Raw genomic sequence first — 18,787 nt, 5'->3', positions numbered from 1 at the left:
TGACACTTCAGCCGACCCCCTCTTATGGTGAATGTCTTCTCGACATCGGGACGATGTGTGGGATCATCGGCTACACGGGAACGCGCCCAGCGGCGATCCTTCTGCTGGAAGGGTTGAAGCGATTGGAGTATCGAGGATACGATTCGGCAGGAATCGCTGTGTCCGATGCCGAAGGGCGGATCCAGGTCTATCGAGCTCAGGGGAAGGTGGATCGGTTAGAAGAAGCGTTGCGCGGCCACCAGGTGGAAGGAACCTCGGGAATCGGGCACACGCGTTGGGCGACGCATGGGCGCCCGAGCGAGGAGAATGCCCATCCGCATCGAGATTGCACGGGTCGGGTAGCCGTTGTGCACAACGGCATCATCGAGAACTATCTCTCCGTGCGACGGGAATTGGAGGGACGGGGCCATCGCTTCAGATCGGAGACGGATACGGAGGTCATCGTTCATTTGGTTGAGGAAGAGCTGCGGGAGGTCCCGCTTCGGGAAGCCGTGCGTCGGACCGCTGAGCGGCTTCAAGGGGTTTTCGCGCTGGCGTTGATTTCGGCTCAAGAACCGGGGACGATTGTGGCCTTGCGACGAGGAGCGCCACTGGTAGTGGGCTTAGGGGAAGGGGAGTGTTGGGTGGCTTCGGATATTCCCGCCCTTTTGCCCTTCACGCGGCGGATGCATGTGCTGGAGGATGGGGAGTTGGCGCTTTTGACGCCACAGAAGGTGCAGGTGCTGGACAGCATGGGTCACGAGCGTCCACTGCGGGTGCAGCCGATCCTGTGGGATCCGATCTTGGTGGAGCGAGGGGGATATCGCCATTTCATGCTCAAGGAGATTCACGAGCAGCCGCGAGCGGTGCGAGAGACGATGAGTGCATATGCAGATGCAGCGTCGGGGGGGATCGCGTTCGGAGAGGAGATCGAAGAGGCGTTCAGGGAAGCCGAGGAGATCATCATCGTGGCGTGCGGGACGAGCTTTCATGCGGGTCTAGTGGGGAAATATCTGCTGGAGGAAGCGGCGCGGATTCGCGTGGAGGCAGAGCTTTCGAGCGAGTTTCGATACCGGCGTCCGGTGCTGCGGGAGAAGACGCTGCTTCTGGCCATTACGCAATCAGGGGAGACAGCCGATACGTTAGGGGCGGTGCGGGAGGCGCGGCAACAGGGGGTGCGAGTGTTTGCTCTGACGAACGTCTTGGGTTCGACGATCACGCAAGAGGTCGAGGGGGTTCTCTACACGCGAGCGGGCCCAGAGATCGGGGTGGCCGCGACCAAGACGTTCACGACGCAGCTCGTCGTGCTAGTGCTTCTGGCCCTGAAGCTGGGGCGCGAGCGAGGCGTGCTCTCTCCAGAAAAAGTACGGCAGGTGCTTGAGGAGCTTGCTCGTCTGCCGATTCGGATGGAACGGGTATTGGAGCGAGAGCGAGAGGTCGAGACTGTGGCCCGACGCTTTTCGGCAGCCAGGAATGCGCTCTATCTGGGGCGAGGCCTATTGTATCCCATCGCGCTAGAAGGAGCGTTGAAGCTGAAGGAGCTGAGTTATATCCATGCCGAAGGGTGTGCGGCTGGAGAGATGAAACACGGGGCGAATGCACTGTTGGATGACCAAGTGCCAGTCGTGGTGCTGGCGGCCTATGATCGAGGGGAGGAGCTGGGGCGGGTGCTCTATGAGAAGACATTCGCCAATTTGCTCGAGGTACGGGCCCGAGGGGCACCAGCGCTCGCCATTGTGCAGGAGATGGATGAGGAGGCCCTTCGGGCGTGTCGAGAAGATGCTGAAGCGGAGGTGCTGACGGTCCCCGCTGCGTCCCGATGGGTGATGCCGCTTCTGGCAATCCTACCCTTGCAGCTTCTCGCCTATCAGATCGCCGTCCGGCGCGGCTGCGACGTGGATCAGCCGAGAAACTTGGCCAAATCGGTCACTGTGGAGTGAAGTGCTCCCGGCAGGAATCGAACCTGCGGCCTAGCGCTTAGGAGGCGCTCGCTCTATCCAACTGAGCTACGGGAGCATCATCAGGACGGGTATTTTAGCAGGGAGACGACGCGATAGCCAGCCAAACGCTCGCGCCCTTTGAGGAACTCCAACTCGATGACGAATCCCACGCCGATGACCTGACCGCCGAGCTTTTCCACCAGCTCGATCGCTGCTTTCGCCGTCCCTCCCGTCGCCAGAAGATCGTCAATGATCAGGACGCGATGTCCCGGCTCGATGGCATCCTTGTGAATCTCCAAACGGTCGGTCCCGTATTCGAGCGTGTAGGTCACGCTCTCCGTAGGAGCCGGAAGCTTGTTCGACTTGCGCATGGGGATGAAACCGGCCCCGAGCTTATAGGCCAGGGCTGGGGCGAAGATGAAGCCGCGCGCCTCGATCCCGACGACGCGATCCACGCGTTCGCCCGCGAACGCTTCCGAGAGCAGATCCACAGTCGTGCGGAATCCCTCCGGATCTTTCAAAAGCGTCGTGATGTCGTAAAAGAGGATGCCTGGCTTGGGGAAATCCGGAATCTCTCGAATCAAACGTTTGAGTTTTTCCATGCACGTCGCTCCTCCGGTCATGAAGAGGCCTTCTCAATATGCGATGCCGAAATGGCGATAGCGGCCCGTCGGCTCCAAGATCTCTTCGGCGATATGCGTCACGCGAGCCGCTGCTGGGCCGCGGTGCAACTCGCGCTTGAAGGCCTCCATGGCTTCGGGATCGCCCTCGGCGACGACCTCCACGCGCCCATCCGGCAAATTGCGCGCATAGCCCACGATTCCATGGCGTTCCGCCGCCCGAAGGGCGAAATACCGATAGCCCACACCTTGCACAATCCCACTGATCAAAAAGCGGCGCGCGATGTGCATAAGAAACTGGTCGGGGCGAGTGGATTTGAACCACCGACCTCACGGTCCCGAACCGTGCGCTCTCACCAGGCTGAGCTACGCCCCGAAAGCAGATTCAAAATCATATGCCTCATCCCTGCGAATTGTCAACCACGCCTCGGCGACCTTGGAGGCTGGGGATGAGAGGAGCTCAGCCTCAGCTTGACGAAGCTTTTCGCTTCGGCTATACTCGCCCTAGCGATGATCACGCGCGTTCTTTGATAAGTCGTCCTCGAGGCGGGGCTTTCGTCCGCAATTCGAGAGCCAGTTCGAGCGAACTCTCAGGCGGTCTGCGCATGCGGGCGGCTCGTGAGAGAGCGAGGGGATCTTTTCGGAAAGGAGGTGGATGATCATGCGGTCACGTGCGTTTCAGTGGTTTCTCACGATCGGGATTCTCGGAGGATTCGTGCTTCCAGCTCTCGTCTTCACGCAGGGGACAGGGAGCGTCTACAATCCTCGGCTGCGGCGAACGTATCCGACGGTGAATGAGGCACTGGCGCAATCCCGAAATGGGGATACGTTGCTCATTGCAGGGAGAGTCGAAGGCGCCGTGAGTCTCGCTCTGGCCCCCGGTGGGATCACTCTCCTTGGGAGGGTAAATGGTGGCATTCCTGCAGTCATCTCGGTGGGGACGTGCCCGCCCAATCAAGCGGTAATCGACGCACGGGGGCGACGAGGCCACGTTCAAATCGTCGGGTTGAACATCGAGGTTCCATCCGGGTGCTACGGCATCCTCTCTGGGGAGAGTGGGATTCCCCTGACAGTGCGCAATTGCCGGCTGATTGGGCGTAATCAGTCGGCGCTCTTCTCCGGCATCGCCTTGATGAATGAATCCGGGGGACCATTCCTCATCCAAGGGAACCAAATCACGAATCAATTGGTGAGCGCTGCTATTCTCATCGATGGCCGGAGCACTTCGCCTCTCCAAGCGATCGTACGAGGAAATCGCATCGGCAGCGATGTGACGGCCGGGATCATCGTGTCGGATATTCCGCCGGGAAGCTCGGTCATCATCGAGCGAAACGTCCTGGATGGAGGAGACCTTGGACTAGGGGCCGTTGGCATCCTCCTCAATCCGGGCAGCAATGGAGTCGTTGTACAGCGCAATACGATCCTGAACTTCGGCACAGGGATCATCGTGGATGGAGCGCCCGGGAGTAAGATCCTGGCCAACCATCTTCAGGATAATCGGATCGGGATCGCCGTGGATACGACGGTGGCGACAAGCGGGACCCCGCCGGTGATCAACGATAACAACATCACGTGCACGAGCTTGGGCGCTTGTCGGGCGGCAGGGGCCGAAGGACTCAGCTTCGTCACGGGGACCTATACGCTGGATGCGCGGAACAATTATTGGGGAGCGAGTACGGGACCGGACTCAGCCGAGAATCCTGCTCCGGGCAATACGACGTGTCCCGAAGCGACGGGATCGAACTGCGCCGGACCGGCCGGAGGAGGAACGGGCTTACCCATTAACGCCCATGGCGTGGACTGCTCGGCCTCTGGAGGCGGATCGGTGAGAACGTGTCCTATCCGAACAGCGCCCAATCGGCTCGCAGGAGCCTGAGGCATCCTTCCCTTGTTGACGATGGAGAGGGAGCACCCTCCGATGCAACGGGAGGCGGCTTCGTCGGAGGATGATGACCCGTTAGAGGGATGTGAAACGAACGGCTCTTGCTCTGGCGCTCATCTTCGCTGGGCCGTCCCTCGGTCAGGTGCAGAAGTATGGGGGAACATGGGGGCTGCTCCTTTATGTTCTCTCGGTCTTCGGCTTTTGGGGCCTCGCGTCTGGATTTCTTCACAGATGGGGAGGCAAGCTACCGGAGCGCTGGATCCATGGATTCGCTGCTGCGACGGGATCGGTGCTCTTGCTGGCGTTCTTGGTGCTCTATCCTTTGGCTGACTCGGGGATCATAGGGGGGGGGAGCGATCGGGATGATGCGTTGAATCTCGGCGTCGGTGAGTTGCTCCATGGGCGCTGTCCGTATCACGTCACGACCTATTTGGGGAATCCGATCGCTCCGCTTCCAGGAGGCTTGTTCCTCTCGCTCCCCTTCGTCCTGCTGGGAAACAGCGCTTATCAAAACTTCTTCTGGCTCGCCATCTTTTTCTTCCTCGCCCACCAAATCTTGCGCGAAGGCCGGCAGGCGCTTCTTCTCCTCTGGAGTCTTCTCGCGTTCTCGCCGGTGCTCTTGCAACAGATCATCACCGGCGGCGACCTTCCCGCCAATAGCATTGCCGTTCTTGTCTTCTCCTGGCTTCTAATTGGTGCTCCCGAAAGGTGGAAATGGGCGGCAGCTCCTCTTCTGGGGCTTGGATTGGCCTGGCGGGTGCACTTTCTGCTCCTTCTGCCACTGCTCTTCGCGCTCCTTCGGCGAGAGGTCGGAGGGAAGATGGCGCTCGGACTCATGGGACTCGTCCTGGGGACCTTCAGCGGCATTGTCTTGCCCTTCGCGCGGCACGCCCCACATGGCGTCGCTCCATTCCTGGAACAGAACAAATTCGCTCGGTTCGATGAAGCCTTCCCCCATGTGAGCCTCTTTGTTCTGCTCGCGGCATGGGGATATGCGTTCATCCGCTCTCGCGCGAGCACAGACGTGATTGGTTTCTTCCGGGAGAGTGCGCGGGTGCTCGCCTTCCCTATCGCCTGTGGCTTGATCCTCGCGACGCTTCGAGCTGGGCAGCTCGACGTGCATCTGGCCGATTATGGAGTGAGCTTCCTGTTCTTCGGAGCACTCGCCTGGTGGAAGTCATTCGTTGGTGAGCTTCCCGATCGCGAGTCGTCCTCCTGATCCATGAGGTGGGCACAAGGAGCGTGATTCGGCCCAGCGTTTGACACATTCCTCGGCACTGCCCTACCATTTACACTCCGAGTCATGACGGAGGGGGACGTATGGCGACAAAAGAGGCGACGAGCCACTTGGAAGAAGCCCTCAACCGATGGGAGCAACAAACGCTTCAGCCAACCCTCGCGCGCTTGCCGGAGCGGGCCGCGGAATTCACGACGACGTCACTGAGACCGATCAAGCGCTTGTACACCCCTCTGGACATTCAACACCTTGATTTCGAGCGCGACATCGGTTTTCCCGGCGAGTATCCGTTCACGCGCGGCATTCATCCGACGATGTATCGAGGAAAGCTATGGACGGTGCGGCAGTTCGCTGGCTTCGGTACGGCCTTCGACACGAACAAGCGCTTCAAATATCTCCTGGAGCAAGGACAGACGGGATTGTCGGTCGCGTTCGATTTGCCGACGCTCATGGGATTGGATTCGGATCATCCGCTCTCAGAAGGGGAGGTGGGGAAGTGCGGAGTGGCCATCTCCAGTCTCGAAGACATGGAAGTTCTCTTCGAGGGCATCCCGTTGGAAGAAGTCACGACTTCGATGACGATCAACGCGCCGGCGGCCGTCATCTTCGCCATGTATCTGGTGGTCGCTGAGAAGCAGGGAGCCGATTGGAAGAAGATCTCCGGGACGATTCAAAACGACATCCTGAAGGAATACATCGCGCAAAAGGAGTGGATATATCCTCCGGAGCCCTCGATGCGCTTGATCGTGGACACGATCGCCTTTTGTACGCAGGAGGTACCGCGTTGGCATCCCATCTCGATCTCGGGCTATCACATTCGCGAGGCGGGGGCGACGGCCTTACAGGAGCTGGCGTTCACCCTGCGGAATGGGATCGAGTATGTGGAGTGGTGCGTGCGCGCCGGTCTGGATGTGGATGCGTTCGCCCCACGCCTCTCGTTCTTCTTCAATTGCCATAATGATTTCTTCGAGGAGATCGCGAAGTTCCGAGCGGCGCGAAAGGTCTGGGCGCGCGTGATGCGGGAACGGTTCGGCGCACGCGATCCGCGCTCCTGGATGTGTCGCTTCCACACGCAGACGGCCGGATGTAGTCTGACGGCGCAGCAGCCCTACAACAACATCGTGCGCACGACGATTCAGGCGCTCGCGGCTGTGCTCGGCGGGACGCAGAGCCTGCACACGAACGCGTTGGACGAGGCGCTCGCCTTGCCGACGGAATTCGCGGCCATGCTCGCGGTCCGCACGCAACAGATCATCGCGCACGAATCGGGCGTCGTGAACACGGTGGATCCCTTGGGCGGAAGCTATTTCGTCGAGGCGTTGACCAGCGAGATGGAGCGCGGTTGCTACGAATACTTCGAGAAGATTGACGCGATGGGAGGGATGATCGCCGCCATCGAGCGCGGCTTCCCTCAGAAGGAGATTCAGGAGGCGGCTTATCGCTACCAGCAGGCTGTAGATCGGCGCGAGAAGATTATCGTTGGCGTCAACGAATATGTCCTGGAGAAAGAACCGATCGAGGTCCCCATCCTCTATATTGACGAATCGGTCGCGGAGATCCAGAGGGAGCGGCTGCGGCGCCTGCGCGCGCGACGCGACAACGCGAGGGTGCAGCGCACGTTGGAGGCGTTGAAGGAAGCCGCGCGTGGTACCGAGAACACGATGCCGTATATCCTCGAGTGCGTGCGCGCCTATGCGACGCTCGGGGAGATCTGCGACGCCTTGAAGGAGGTCTTCGGCGAGTATCAAGAGCCGCCGTTCTGATCGGGGGGCCTTTGGGAGCGGCCCTGTGGGGAGTTATGGGCGAACGAAAGATTCGCGTGCTGATCGCGAAACCCGGCTTGGACGGACATGATCGAGGCGCGAAAGTCGTCGCGCGGGCCTTGCGCGATGCGGGCATGGAGGTGATCTACACGGGACTTCGGCAAACGCCGGAGCAGATCGTCACGGCGGCGCTTCAAGAAGACGTGGACGTCATTGGTCTTTCCATTCTCTCTGGAGCGCACATGACGCTTGTTCCCCGCGTGATGGAGTTGGTGCGGGAGAAAGGCCTCACGGATGTCGTCGTCTTCGTCGGCGGGATCATTCCGCAAGAAGACATCCCGAAGCTGAAGGCATTGGGCGTGGCCGAGGTCTTCTTGCCGGGGACGCTGTTGGAACAGATCGTACAGGCAGTGCGACAGATCGTGAAGCGACCGCTCGGGACATCGGAGTGAACGTGCTCGCGGAAGGTCTGTGCGTCCACAAGCGTTCCGTCACCGAAGCGCCTCCATGTCTGAGGAAGCGAGCTTTCGCTCCTTCGAAGGGAGAACGGCGATGATGGATGTCCTGACGATTGTGCTTCTCGCTCTTGGCTATGTGCTCCTCATGCGGTACGTTTTTCCTCGGCTTGGCGTGCCGACGTGACTCTCGCGCTCATCGTGCGCCGAGGATCGGCCATCGCAAGAGACGAGAAGATCTCCCAGGGAGCGATGAGACGTGTCGGCATCCGAGGGCGATAGCCGCATCGGCATTCACGCCTCGATCTCCGGAGAATTGGCCCACGCGCTGAGGGAGGCGGCCGAGCTGGGATGTCAAACCGTACAACTCTTCTCGCGTAATCCCCGCGCGTGGACGGTGCGCGCGCTCGATGCCGATGAGGTTGCTGCTTTTCGTCGCGAGCGCGAGCGACTCGGGCTGGATCCCGTCATCATTCACGCTCCGTATCTTCTCAACCTCGCGGCAGCGAATCCGGAAATAAGAGAGCGATCCATTGGCGCTCTTCGGCAAGAGATTCAGCGCGCGGTGCAGTTGGGCGCCGAGTATCTCGTCCTTCATCCCGGAAGCGCTCCCGGTTGCTCCCCGGAAGAAGGGATTCGCGCGTGCGCCCGCGCCCTCCGGCGAGCGGTGCGCGGCATGACCCTGGATTCGCTCACTATTCTGCTGGAGAACACGGCCGGTCAGGGGCATCAGATCGGGTGGCGGTTCGAGCATCTGGCGGCGCTTCTCGATGAGTTGGAGGGGATCCCGGTCGGCATCTGTTTGGATACGGCGCATGCGTTCGCCGCCGGATACGATCTGGCGACTGAAGCGGGATTCGCTGAAACGCTGGCCCGGTTGCGGGCGACGGTGGGCTTAGAGCACGTGCGCCTCTTGCATCTCAACGATACGCGCGTGGCGCGCGGTGGGCGCGTGGATCGGCATTGGCATGTCGGTGAGGGAAATCTCGGCGCGGAGGCCTTCCGTCGCCTCCTCGCGAATGTGGCTTTCCGAGGACGTCCGCTCATCCTCGAAACGCCGAGGAAGACGTTGGAGGATGATCGCCGGAATCTGGCGCGCGTTCGTGCCTGGGTTGCTTCCAATGGATGAATATGCTAGGCTATCGCGCGAATTCGATGGACGGTGAGGAAGGTGCGAGCACGGCGAGCGCTCAAGCTGATGGGATAGCGTGAGGCGAAAGCGGCACATGGCGATCCTTCATTTCCCCTTCGGCATTCGATGGACGACGTCTCTTCGTGCCGAAGGGGCGCGACCTCGTTCTTCGCAGGGCGATCCCGATGAAACTCCATCGCTCCTTCGAGCGTAGTTTCTGGCGTGACGATAAGGAAGGGGGAAGGCGTATGAAGAGACGAATGTTCGATGGGCTGCTTGCTGGGGTCGGGATCCTGACCCTGATGATGGGAGCTCTGCGGCTGACGTGGGCGCAGCAGCCGCCGGCATCGTCGGGACATCAGGAGACGACTCGACCTCAAGTCATTCTGGAACGGGTGAAACCGCTTCGCGTGCCGCGCGTGGGCGTGAATCCGGATCAGCTCCTTTATCTCTCCTTGCACGACGCGATCTTGAAGGCTCTGGAGAACAACAATCAGATTCAAATCGAGCGCATGAGCGTGCAATCGAGCGAACAGAGCCTTCTAGCGGCGCGTGGCGCCTATGACATTCTCTTCAGCTTTGACACGACGGGGACGACGGCGACGCGCCCGAGCACCAGCTCCTTCACCACGGGCGCGGATAATCCGGCCTTCACCAATCGGCAGCTCAACTATAACCTCTCGTTGCAGCAACTGTTGCCGACTGGCGGGACGTGGCGCTTTCAGATCTTGAACACCCGACAGACGACCGATCAAGTCTTCGTCTCGCGTTTCTTGGGCATCGAGAGTCGCGATTCAGCGGTCGCCTTTAATCCGTCTTTTGTGAGCACCGTGCAGTTCGAGCTGCGCCAGCCGTTGTTCCGGAATTTCCGCATGGATCAAACGCGGCGGCAGATCGAGATCGCGAAGCGGGCGCTCGATCTCTCCGATAGTCAATTCCGGCAGCGCGTGATCGAGATCATCACGCAGGTGCAGAACGCCTATTGGGATCTCGTCTTCGCCATCCGTAACGTGGAGATCGCGCAGCAGTCGCTCGAGCTGGCGAAGGCGAATCTGGAGAACAATCGGCGGCAAGTGCAAGCGGGGACCCTCGCGCCGATCGAGCTGGCGCAGTCCGAGGCTGAGGTGCAACGCCGAACACAGGAGGTGACGGCGGCCATCGGGCAAGTCACCGTCGCCGAGAACGCGCTCAAGAATTTGATCCTCGGCGATCCCAACTCGCCGGAGTGGTCGGCCAACATCGTCCCGACCGAGAGCATCGACTTCCTGCCGCCAGCCGTGGATTTCGAGAGCGCGTTGCGGGTGGCGATGATGAATCGCCCTGAGCTGGAGCAGTTGCGCTTTCGGAGGGCGCAAAATGAGATCGACCTGAAGTACCTCCGGAACCAGATGCGACCGCAGATTGATCTCGTGGCGACGTATGGGAGTTCGGGCTTGGCGGGCACACCGACGATGGTAACGCGCATCAAAGTGGACGAGGAGGGGAATCCGATCACGGATCCGGATACCGGAGATCCTATTTTGGAGCGCGTGCCGCGCGATGTACCTCCGCGCTTCATCGGTGGACCCGCGAAGGCCTTGCGCACGGCGTTCTCGAATGATTTCCGCTCCTACAGCTTTGGTCTCTCGTTCAGCTTCCCCTTGCGGAATCGGACGGCCGAGGGAAATTTTGGCGCGGCGCTGGCGCAGCAGCGCAGCCTCGATTTTCAGGAGCGGCAGTTGCTCCAGCAGATCAGCGTCGAGGTTCGGAATGCGCTGCAGCAGGTAGAAGTCGCCCGCCAGAACATCGAGGCCGCGCGCGCGGAGCGGATCGCGCGCGAGCGCCAGCTGGAGGGCGAGCAAAAGAAATTCGAGGCTGGACTCTCGACGACGTTCTTCGTCCTGCAATTTCAGAACTTCCTGGCCGCCGCGCGAGCGCAGGAGCTGCAAGCGCTGGTCAATTACAACAAGGCGATCGCCAATCTCCAGCGCGTGATGTCCACGACGCTGGACGCGTACAATATCAAAATCTCCGCACAATCGGGCAAGTGACGGCTCTCGGAGGCCTCGCTGCGTGACGCGGGGCCTCCCGCGCATCTCCTCGCGCGGAGGCCGACGCTCGCTCTCTACCCGTATATGAAGATCTCGGCCACGCTCATCGCCGGCAATGAGGAGGATCGCATCGGCGACGCGCTCGCGTCCGTCGCGTGGGCCGATGAGATCATCGTCGTCGTGGATGCCCGCAGCACAGATCGCACGGCGGAGATCGCTCGACAGTACACGGACCGCGTCTTCGTGCGCCCGTGGTCGGGCTATGCCGCGCAGAAGACTTTCGCCGATCAGCAGGCCACGCACGAATGGATTTTTTCGCTCGATGCCGATGAGCGCGTTTCACCAGCATTGCGGCGCTCGATCGAGCGCCTGAAGCGTGAAGGTCCACGACATGATGGGTATCGCGTCGCGCGCCGCGCGTGGTATCTCGGGCGCTGGATTCGGCACAGCGGTTGGTATCCGGATTATCAACTCCGCCTCTATCGTCGCGATCGGGCGCGATGGGTCGGTGATTACGTCCATGAATCCGTGCGCGTCGAAGGAAGTGTAGGGACGCTGGAGGGCGAACTCTGGCACCTGACGCGGCGCAGCTTGAGCGAGCATCACGAGGTCTTGAATCGCTATACGACGCTCGCCGCAGAGGAAGCTTTCGCTCGGGGGAAGCGCGCCGGGTGGTTCGCCTTGTGCCTGCGACCGTTATTGGCCTTCCTGCGAAGCTATGTGCTCCGACAGGGATTTCGCGATGGGATCCCCGGACTCGTGATCTCAGGCTTTGCCGCCTACTACGTCTTCCTCAAGAATGCCAAGCTGTGGGAACGCGTGCACTTTCCCGAAGGATGGGGGCAGCCGCCCGTCGGCAGAGACTTCACGAGCGCAGAAATTCCAGGACAGCGCGGTTGAAGGCATCGGCCCGTTCGATGAAGACGGCATGTCCGGCGCCTTCGATGATGTGCAGTTGGGCATTGGGAATCCGCGCCGCGAGATTCCGTGAATTCTGCGGCGGGATCAAGAGGTCAGCATCCCCCGTGAGGAGAAGTGTCGGCGCTCGAATAGCGGAGACGCGATCCTCGGCGTTGAACGCCATGATGGCCTGAATTTGGGCGAGGAACGTTTGCTCGGCGATCGGATGGGCCAGCCGACGCTGCACGAGATCTTCGACCTCCTCGGGATGTTCAGCCAGGAAGCGCGTCGTGAAGACGATGGGCAGGCCAGCGCGCACGCGTTCTTCCGTGTTCAACCCTTCCGGCGAGAGAAACGCTTGGATGAGCTCGGGGGGAGCGGAGATGTGGTTCGGTCCCCCAAAGCTCGTGCTTACGAGGACGAGTCGCTCGACGAGCGACGGATAAGCCAAGGCCAGTTCTTGCGCGATGAATCCCCCCATCGAAGCGCCGAGGACATGAGCGCGTTCGATCCCAAGCGCGGCGAGCAGCGCAGCCGCGTCCTCGGCGAGCGTGCGTATGGTGAAGGGGGCCTCTCCCAGTTCCGAGGCCCCGATCCCGCGGTTATCGAAGACGATCGTGTGAAAATGGGGGGAGAACGCCGGGATTTGCTTGTACCAGATCCAGTGTCCAACGCCGAGCCCAGCGATGAGCAATAGCGGCGCCCCAGTCCCGTGCGTCTCGTAGTACAGCCGAACGCCGTTGGCCAGGACCGTCGGCACGCTACATCAACTCTTCGATCAACTCCTCGAAGACAGCGCGCTCCGGTCTCAGGGGATGGTGCACCAGCGGCCCTTTTCGCAAGGCCGGTTCGCTGTCTTCATAGATCGGTTGTTCGTCTCGATAGAAGAGACCGATGGGGATGCGATCGCCCCATTCGAAGGACCGCTGCAGCGCCGCCATGACATCAGACGGATCGTATCCGGGCTCTTCTTCGAGCTTATAGATGCGTTGTTTGAACCACGGGTAGGTGTTGACCTTGTTGTAGGTCACGCACGGGCTGAAGACGTCTATGAGCGCGAACCCACGATGGGCGATCCCCCCGGCGATCAATTGCGCCAGGTGTTCGGGCTCACCCGAGAACCCCCGCGCGACGTAGGTCGCTCCAGAAACGAGCGCCAATGCGATGGGATTGATCGGCGGCTCAGCGTTCCCGCGGGGGGTGGATTTCGTGCGCACATCCTTCATCGTCGTCGGTGACGCTTGCCCCGTGGTGAGGCCGTAGATCTGGTTGTTCATCACAACGTAGGTGATGTCAATGTTCCGGCGCATGGCATGGATGAAATGCCCGATGCCGATGCCGTAGCCATCTCCATCACCGCCAGTGACGACGACGTGCAGATCGTGATTGGCGAGCTTAATGCCTTGGGCCACGGCGACAGCGCGCCCGTGCAGGCTGTGGACGCCATAGGCGTGAATGAAGCCCGGCAGGTTCGAGGAGCAGCCGATGCCAGAGATGATCACCAGGTCCTTCGGCTTGATGCCGAGCTTTCCGGCTGCCATCTTCACGGCCTTCAGGACGCCGAAGTCGCCGCATCCCGGGCACCAATCGGGATCAACCGGTCCGGCGTAAACTTCAATTGGAAGCTCGATGACAGTCGCCATAGTCCTCCTTCTCCTTGTCCTCCTTCAGGACACCAATTCCGCTGGTTGCCAATGATACGTCGAGCCCGTCTCGACGCCGATGAACAATCGCCCGCGCGTTTGCCCCGTCTCGCGCGAGATGATCTCCACATCCCAAATGGGTTCCTCGAACCCATCGCGCTCGAGGCGGGAGATGCGTCCAGGACGGGCATCGTCATCGAGATGGGTGCGGATATAGTGATACGCGATCTCGCGCGCTTCGTCTTCGGTGACGTCGAGCGTGTGTGATGCTCCTTCGAGGATCGCCTTCACCCGCTCGACGATATATCGAGGCTCGAAGGGCTCGCCGTCGTATTTGCGAATGTGGGCATCCACGGAGATGCCCGTCTCCGCCCGGAGGTAGCGCGCGAACTGTCCGCTGTAATTCGCCTCGACGCAGATCGTCTTCCGGCAGCGTCGCAAGATCTCAGCCACTTCGCGCGCGTGGAAGGGGAAGAGGTATTTGATGTGCAAGTGATTCGCGCGGATCCCCTCCTGGGCGAGCTTCTCTATGGCCTCGCGAATGACGCCCTTGGTGGAGCCCCACCCGATCAACGTCACCTCCGCGTCCTCCGGTCCTTCGAGCGTAGGCGGAGGAAGCTCGCGAAGAACGGCCTCGAGCTTGCGCATCCGCTTCTCGTGAATCTTGCGTCGCACCGGAGGACAGGTGAAGACGTCGCTGATGAGGATCCCCTCCTCATCGTGATCATCGGTGGCCGCGACGTGAGCGGCGCCTTCGGTCCCTGGGAGGGCGCGCGGAGAGACGCCCGAGCGGGTGAAGGCGTAGCGCTTGTACTTCCCTTGGGATTCGTCCCACTCGGTCACCAACTCCCCGCGCTCAATGGGGACATCGTAGCGCAGAGCGTCGGGCTCGATCGTCTCCGGATGCTCGCTGAGTAACAGATCGCTCATGAGGATCACGGGCAGCTGATACTTCTCGGCGAGGTTGAACGCCTCGACCGCTGCCGCGAAGCAGTCCGCCACATCTCCAGGGGCGATGATGACGCGGGGATAATCGCCTTGCGAGGCGCCGAAGACCTGATTGAGATCGCCCTGCTCAGTCTTCGTCGGCAAGCCCGTCGAAGGCCCTCCGCGCTGCACCTCGATGACGACGACGGGGGCTTCGATCATCCCCGCTTGTCCGATCGCCTCCGTCATCAAGGCGAAGCCGCCGCCCGATGTCCCGCACATGGCGCGAACGCCAGCGTATCCGGCCCCAATGGCCATGTTCACGACGGCCAACTCATCCTCGCACTGCTTGACGACGATGCCGCAGCGCTCAGCGTGAGCAGCCATCCAGTGGAGGATCGAGGAGGCCGGCGTCATCGGGTAAGCCGAATAGAACTTGCACCCGGCCGTCACCGCCCCGATGGCGAAGGCCTCATTCCCCGTGATGAAGGGCCGACGCACATGGGTGAATGTCCACGTGTAGCCGAGCGGGACGAAGTGCTCCTTCGCGTAGTCATATCCCGCTCGCGCAATGGCGACGTTCTGATCAATGACGGCTTGTCCCTTATGCTTGAACGTATCGGTGAGCACACTCGCCGCCGTCTCGAAGTCCAATCCGATCAGAAAGAGCAAAGCGCCGAGTGCCACCGTGTTCTGCATGACCGGCGGGACCTTTCCAAACGGCTTCGTGATCGTGGAGACCGGCAGCGGAACCGGCAATACGTTGTCTCGCAGCAACGTCGGATCGAGCTTCAGCTTGTCGGAGTTGTAGATGATCGCTCCACCGGACTCGACCTCGCGGGCATGTCGCTCGATCGAATCCTGATTCAGGGCAATGAGGACGTTCACGTGATCTCCATGAGAGGTCAGCTTCTTCTCCCCGATCCGAACGCGCAACCAAATGTGCCCGCCGCGAATGACAGATTGGTAGCTGTTGTAGGCATAGACGTACAGGCCTAATCGAGCGGCCGTCTTAGCCAGCGTATCACCCGTCTTATCCAGGCCATCGCCAGCCGCTCCGCCAATGCCGACGGTGACTTCTCGCATGGTGTCCTCTCCTCGTTCAAAGATGATGAGAGCTGTCGGGATGGCAGGTCTTGCAATTTCCCGATAGCCGGGACATGACCTTCTTCACCTCACCTCGCTCCACAATCAAACCACAATGATAGGTCCATGGTCCCTGACCGTCAAGCCAAAGGCGCCGGGGATCGCCCGACGCCCCCTCCGGGGCGAGGGATCGTGATATACTAGCGCGTATGGCGCGATGGGGCATTTACGTGCACATTCCGTTTTGCCCATACAAGTGCTCGTATTGCGACTTCGACTCCGGCGTGTATCCGGAGTCGCTGATCGCCGCTTACCTGGCCGCGCTGAAGCAAGAGATCGGGCGAACGAGCGCTTTGTTGGCTGGTGAGGAGGCGTTCGTGGATACGATTTATTTTGGCGGCGGGACGCCCTCGTTGCTTGACCCGGAGAGGCTCGGCGATCTGCTTTGGACTCTGCGCCGAAGCTTCCTCGTCCATACCGGCGCCGAGATCACCATTGAAGCGAACCCGGGGACGCTCACGGCGCAGAAGGCGCGGGCGCTCCGTCAACTGGGCGTGAATCGCGTGAGCCTCGGCGCGCAGACCTTCTCCGAAGACGAATTGCGGGTGCTCGGGCGTCACCATACAGTGGAACACGTTGTCGAGTCCATCGCTCTTCTCCGAGAGGCCGGAATAGAGAACGTGAACCTGGACTTGATCCTCGGGATCCCGGGCCAAGATCTGGCGAGTTGGAAGCGAACCATGGAACACGTCTTCGCGCTGCGGCCGGCGCATATTTCGGTCTACCTGTTGGAAGTTCACGAGGAGACGCCGCTGGCGGCTCAATTGGCGCGCGGCGTCCTCGTCGAACCGGACGAGGCGCTCACCGTTCAAATGTACGATTGGTTCCTCGATCGAGCCGAAGCCGAGGGATACGAGCACTACGAGATCTCGAACTTCTGCCGCCCGGGATTCGCTTCTCGACACAATCTCAAATATTGGTCCGACGAGCCGTATCTTGGCTTCGGTTGCAGCGCCCATTCGTACGATTTTCGAGAGCGACGATGGAATCTGGCGACGCCTCGCGCCTATGTGGAGGCCATGCGCGAGCGAGGAGAAGCTGTCGCGGGCCGGATCCCCATGACCGAGTCGCGGCGGATCGAAGAAGCGCTCATGCTCGGGCTGCGCCGATGTGCGGGGGTGGATTTGAACGCCTTTCGGGAACGCTACGGCGTGGATGTGCTCGAACGCTATGGGGCGCAACTGGCGCCTTTGGAGGATGCTGGACTCATCGAGATCAGCGATGGCGTCCTTCGCCTCACGCGAAAAGGATTCGTCCTCGCCAACGAGGTGTTTGCCGTCTTCGTCTGAGGTCGGGTACAGTTATCCCCCACGCGATAGAGAGGGCGACGATGCGGCTGATTGATTTTCGAAGCGATACCGTGACGCGGCCGACGCCAGAGATGCGCGAGGCGATGGCCCGCGCTGAGGTCGGCGACGATGTCTATCTGGAAGATCCGACGGTGAATCGCTTGCAGGAGCGCGCGGCCGAGATCTTTCGGAAAGAAGCGGCGCTCTTCGTCCCCTCGGGGACGATGGGAAACCAGATTTGCGTGAAAGTGCACACGCGTCCCGGACAGGAGGTGATCCTCGAGGAGAAGAGCCACATCTACAATTTCGAGATGGCGGCGATGGCCGTGATCTCTGGGACTCTTCCGCGCGTTGTGCGGGGGCGCGAGGGCCTCCTGGATTGGCCGACGATCGAGGCGGCATTGAGTCCGGCAGTGTATTACCGCGCACCCACGGGATTGATCTGCTTGGAGAACACGCATAATTTGGCAGGAGGGACGGTCCTGCCCCTGGAGGTGGCGCGTGAGATCTGTGCGCGCGCGCATGAGCGCGGCGTGCCCGTGCATCTGGATGGAGCGCGCCTGTTCAATGCGGCCGTCGCCTGTGGGCGATCGGTCGCGGAGTTGGCCGAGCCCTTTGATTCCGTGATGGTGTGCCTCTCGAAAGGGCTCGGCGCTCCGGTCGGTTCGCTCATCCTCGGCTCGCACGCGTTCATCGAAGAAGCGCGCGCCGTGCGCAAGATGCTCGGCGGAGGGATGCGGCAAGTGGGTGTGCTCGCCGCCGCCGGATTGATCGCCTTGGAGAAAATGCCCACCCGCCTCATCGAGGATCATGAGAATGCGCGCTTGCTCGCCTTTGGGTTGGCTGAGCTTCCGGGACTCGCACTCGATCCCGAGAAGGTCCAGACGAACATCGTCATTGTGGACGTGGCGGGAACGGGTTGGACAGCGGCTGAGTTCGTCGCGCGACTTCGAGCGCGAGGGGTTTTAGTGGGGAGCCTCGATACGACGACCGTTCGCTTCGTGACGCATTACGAGGTCAGCCGCGACGATTGCCTAATGGCGCTTCGCCTCATTCGCGATGTCCTTCGAGAGGCTCCTGGAGCGACGGCCTAGGGCCCCGATGCCGAGGAGAGGGATCATCACCATAGATGGGCCGGCCGGATCGGGCAAGAGCACGGTGGGACGGCTCTTGGCCCGACGGCTCGGCTATCTCTACATGGACACGGGCGCAATGTATCGCGCGCTCGCATGGAAGGCCCTTCAATTGGGAATCGCCCTGGAGGACTCAGAGGCGCTCACGCGCTTGGCCGAAGCCTCGCGCATTATGCTCTCGGGAGATCCCGAACACGTGCGCGTCACCATTGATGGTCACGACGTGACCGAAGCGATCCGCTCTCCGGAGATCAGCCGCGCTGCCTCTGTCATTGCGACGATCGAAGGCGTTCGACGCGCGATCGTCGCTGCGCAGCGGGAGATGGGGCGGGAGGGCGGCGTTGTGCTCGAAGGTCGAGATACGGGGACGGTCGTCTTTCCCGACGCCGATGTGAAATTCTTCTTGGACGCGCGCCCCGAAGTGCGCGCGCAGCGGCGATTGGAGCAAGAGCGCGCGCAAGGCCGTGCGGTCTCGTTCGAGGAGACGCTGCAAGAGACGCTCGAGCGCGATCGTCGGGATCAAGAGCGCTCGGCTTCCCCCCTCCGTCGGGCAGAGGATGCCATCTATCTTGATTCCTCCGACGTGAGCGTCGAGCAGGTCGTCGAACACATGCTGGAGATCATCCAGCAGCGGTTGCCCGAAGGGACATCGTCTCGTTCCGCTCAGTCATGAGCGAGGCGCGCGCGCCGTTCGATGAAAAGACCCGCGTT

The 18,787-nt window shown here is 61.2% G+C and carries 16 protein-coding genes and 2 tRNA genes; 11 read left to right on the top strand and 7 right to left on the bottom strand.

From position 1 onward, the window contains the following. Positions 1-53: 53 nt before the first annotated feature. Complete coding sequence (glmS, locus tag NZ746_11065) at positions 54-1,919, top strand: glutamine--fructose-6-phosphate transaminase (isomerizing) (GenBank protein ID MCS6817902.1); 1,866 nt, start codon at positions 54-56, stop codon at positions 1,917-1,919. Between the two features lie 2 nt (positions 1,920-1,921). Here the strand turns inward: glmS and NZ746_11060 are convergent. The 4 genes from NZ746_11060 to NZ746_11045 all read right to left on the bottom strand — a co-directional run bounded on the left by NZ746_11060 (position 1,922) and on the right by NZ746_11045 (position 2,915). After that, positions 1,922-1,995, bottom strand: a tRNA-Arg gene (locus NZ746_11060). 4 nt (positions 1,996-1,999) lie between these two features. Then, positions 2,000-2,521: an adenine phosphoribosyltransferase gene (locus tag NZ746_11055; protein ID MCS6817901.1), complete on the bottom strand. Its 522-nt coding sequence runs from the start codon at positions 2,519-2,521 to the stop codon at positions 2,000-2,002. A gap of 33 nt (positions 2,522-2,554) precedes the next feature. Next, the gene (locus NZ746_11050; protein ID MCS6817900.1) at positions 2,555-2,830 is read right to left on the bottom strand and encodes an acylphosphatase; all 276 of its coding nucleotides are present in this window, start codon (positions 2,828-2,830) and stop codon (positions 2,555-2,557) included. Between the two features lie 7 nt (positions 2,831-2,837). After that, a tRNA-Pro gene (locus tag NZ746_11045) sits at positions 2,838-2,915 on the bottom strand. A gap of 285 nt (positions 2,916-3,200) precedes the next feature. On the opposite strand from NZ746_11045, the gene NZ746_11040 reads away from it, so the two are divergent. The 7 genes from NZ746_11040 to NZ746_11010 all read left to right on the top strand — a co-directional run bounded on the left by NZ746_11040 (position 3,201) and on the right by NZ746_11010 (position 11,938). Beyond that, the gene (locus NZ746_11040; GenBank protein MCS6817899.1) at positions 3,201-4,415 is read left to right on the top strand and encodes a right-handed parallel beta-helix repeat-containing protein; all 1,215 of its coding nucleotides are present in this window, start codon (positions 3,201-3,203) and stop codon (positions 4,413-4,415) included. A gap of 91 nt (positions 4,416-4,506) precedes the next feature. After that, the gene (locus NZ746_11035; protein MCS6817898.1) at positions 4,507-5,640 is read left to right on the top strand and encodes a hypothetical protein; all 1,134 of its coding nucleotides are present in this window, start codon (positions 4,507-4,509) and stop codon (positions 5,638-5,640) included. A 101-nt stretch (positions 5,641-5,741) separates the two neighbouring features. After that, positions 5,742-7,421 (top strand): methylmalonyl-CoA mutase family protein, encoded by a 1,680-nt coding sequence (locus NZ746_11030; GenBank protein MCS6817897.1) that lies wholly within the window; start codon positions 5,742-5,744, stop codon positions 7,419-7,421. A 35-nt stretch (positions 7,422-7,456) separates the two neighbouring features. Continuing rightward, a complete protein-coding gene (locus NZ746_11025) occupies positions 7,457-7,873 on the top strand; it encodes a cobalamin B12-binding domain-containing protein (GenBank protein MCS6817896.1) in 417 nt (138 codons plus the stop codon). A gap of 262 nt (positions 7,874-8,135) precedes the next feature. Beyond that, positions 8,136-9,005: a deoxyribonuclease IV gene (locus tag NZ746_11020; protein MCS6817895.1), complete on the top strand. Its 870-nt coding sequence runs from the start codon at positions 8,136-8,138 to the stop codon at positions 9,003-9,005. Positions 9,006-9,256: 251 nt separating this feature from the next. Beyond that, positions 9,257-11,038: a TolC family protein gene (locus NZ746_11015; GenBank protein ID MCS6817894.1), complete on the top strand. Its 1,782-nt coding sequence runs from the start codon at positions 9,257-9,259 to the stop codon at positions 11,036-11,038. Between the two features lie 84 nt (positions 11,039-11,122). Further along, positions 11,123-11,938 carry a glycosyltransferase family 2 protein gene (locus NZ746_11010; GenBank protein ID MCS6817893.1) on the top strand — a complete coding sequence of 272 codons (816 nt, stop codon included), beginning with the start codon at positions 11,123-11,125 and terminating at the stop codon, positions 11,936-11,938. Here NZ746_11010 and NZ746_11005 read toward each other — a convergent pair. From NZ746_11005 to NZ746_10995, 3 genes are read right to left on the bottom strand one after another with little or no spacing between them, the layout of a single operon-like run. Continuing rightward, complete coding sequence (locus tag NZ746_11005; GenBank protein MCS6817892.1) at positions 11,904-12,698, bottom strand: alpha/beta hydrolase; 795 nt, start codon at positions 12,696-12,698, stop codon at positions 11,904-11,906. The two genes, NZ746_11010 and NZ746_11005, sit on opposite strands and share 35 nt — an antisense overlap. 1 nt (position 12,699) lies before the next feature. After that, entirely contained in the window at positions 12,700-13,581 is an 882-nt protein-coding gene (locus NZ746_11000) for a thiamine pyrophosphate-dependent enzyme (protein MCS6817891.1), read from the bottom strand. Between the two features lie 24 nt (positions 13,582-13,605). Then, positions 13,606-15,594, bottom strand: a complete 1,989-nt coding sequence (locus NZ746_10995; GenBank protein MCS6817890.1) for a 2-oxoacid:acceptor oxidoreductase subunit alpha — start codon at positions 15,592-15,594, stop codon at positions 13,606-13,608. 209 nt (positions 15,595-15,803) lie between these two features. On the opposite strand from NZ746_10995, the gene hemW reads away from it, so the two are divergent. The 3 genes from hemW to cmk are packed head-to-tail and all read left to right on the top strand — an operon-like array spanning position 15,804 to position 18,749. After that, complete coding sequence (gene hemW / locus NZ746_10990; GenBank protein ID MCS6817889.1) at positions 15,804-16,943, top strand: radical SAM family heme chaperone HemW; 1,140 nt, start codon at positions 15,804-15,806, stop codon at positions 16,941-16,943. 41 nt (positions 16,944-16,984) lie between these two features. Beyond that, positions 16,985-18,037: an aminotransferase class I/II-fold pyridoxal phosphate-dependent enzyme gene (locus tag NZ746_10985; GenBank protein ID MCS6817888.1), complete on the top strand. Its 1,053-nt coding sequence runs from the start codon at positions 16,985-16,987 to the stop codon at positions 18,035-18,037. 7 nt (positions 18,038-18,044) lie between these two features. Continuing rightward, positions 18,045-18,749 carry a (d)CMP kinase gene (gene cmk / locus NZ746_10980; GenBank protein ID MCS6817887.1) on the top strand — a complete coding sequence of 235 codons (705 nt, stop codon included), beginning with the start codon at positions 18,045-18,047 and terminating at the stop codon, positions 18,747-18,749. Positions 18,750-18,787 lie beyond the last annotated feature (38 nt).

Source organism: Blastocatellia bacterium (assembly GCA_025055075.1).
GTDB lineage: Bacteria > Acidobacteriota > Blastocatellia > HR10 > HR10 > HR10.
This window is presented reverse-complemented; position numbering and strand designations above follow the sequence as displayed.

Excerpts from the sequence above, each read along its gene's own strand:
- NZ746_10985 (MCS6817888.1), top strand. The coding sequence starts at position 16,985 with ATGCGGCTGATTGATTTTCGAAGCGATACCGTGACGCGGCCGACGCCA.
- NZ746_11025 (MCS6817896.1), top strand. The coding sequence starts at position 7,457 with ATGGGCGAACGAAAGATTCGCGTGCTGATCGCGAAACCCGGCTTGGAC.
- glmS (MCS6817902.1), top strand. The coding sequence starts at position 54 with ATGTGTGGGATCATCGGCTACACGGGAACGCGCCCAGCGGCGATCCTT.
- NZ746_11000 (MCS6817891.1), bottom strand. The coding sequence starts at position 13,581 with ATGGCGACTGTCATCGAGCTTCCAATTGAAGTTTACGCCGGACCGGTT.
- hemW (MCS6817889.1), top strand. The coding sequence starts at position 15,804 with ATGGCGCGATGGGGCATTTACGTGCACATTCCGTTTTGCCCATACAAG.
- NZ746_11040 (MCS6817899.1), top strand. The coding sequence starts at position 3,201 with ATGCGGTCACGTGCGTTTCAGTGGTTTCTCACGATCGGGATTCTCGGA.
- NZ746_11030 (MCS6817897.1), top strand. The coding sequence starts at position 5,742 with ATGGCGACAAAAGAGGCGACGAGCCACTTGGAAGAAGCCCTCAACCGA.
- NZ746_10995 (MCS6817890.1), bottom strand. The coding sequence starts at position 15,594 with ATGCGAGAAGTCACCGTCGGCATTGGCGGAGCGGCTGGCGATGGCCTG.
- NZ746_11050 (MCS6817900.1), bottom strand. The coding sequence starts at position 2,830 with ATGCACATCGCGCGCCGCTTTTTGATCAGTGGGATTGTGCAAGGTGTG.
- cmk (MCS6817887.1), top strand. The coding sequence starts at position 18,045 with ATGCCGAGGAGAGGGATCATCACCATAGATGGGCCGGCCGGATCGGGC.
- NZ746_11055 (MCS6817901.1), bottom strand. The coding sequence starts at position 2,521 with ATGGAAAAACTCAAACGTTTGATTCGAGAGATTCCGGATTTCCCCAAG.
- NZ746_11010 (MCS6817893.1), top strand. The coding sequence starts at position 11,123 with ATGAAGATCTCGGCCACGCTCATCGCCGGCAATGAGGAGGATCGCATC.
- NZ746_11015 (MCS6817894.1), top strand. The coding sequence starts at position 9,257 with ATGAAGAGACGAATGTTCGATGGGCTGCTTGCTGGGGTCGGGATCCTG.